1 protein-coding gene is annotated in these 262 nt (G+C 68.3%); it reads right to left on the bottom strand.

What is annotated here, in order from left to right; genetic code table 11:
* The coding region (locus LPA41_RS41480; RefSeq protein ID WP_374238285.1) for a beta-ketoacyl synthase N-terminal-like domain-containing protein at positions 1 to 249 on the bottom strand (249 nt) is incomplete at its 3' end.
* Between the last annotated feature and the right edge of the window lie 13 nt (positions 250 to 262).

The raw sequence follows: 262 nt of genomic DNA, 5'->3' as shown, positions 1-262 counted from the left end.
GCCCCGATCGACGGGGAACGGTGTGATCCCGTCCCCACCCCGAACCACCAGATCCCACAAACCTTGCGGCGAACTCACCCCACCCGGATACCGACACGACATCCCCACGATCGCGATCGGCTCGTCGGTGCCCGTCCGGGCCGCCACCACCACGCGCGCCGGAGCATCACCCACCGCACGCTGGACAAGGTAACCGGCCAGAGCGGTCGGCGTCGGATAGTCGAACACCAGCGTCGCCGGCAACTTCAACCCCGTCACCACC

The sequence above is a fragment of the Actinoplanes sp. DH11 genome (assembly GCF_020873875.1).
Classification (GTDB): domain Bacteria; phylum Actinomycetota; class Actinomycetes; order Mycobacteriales; family Micromonosporaceae; genus Actinoplanes.
Note: the sequence above shows the minus strand (reverse complement) of the source record. Positions and strands in the feature narration are given on the sequence as shown.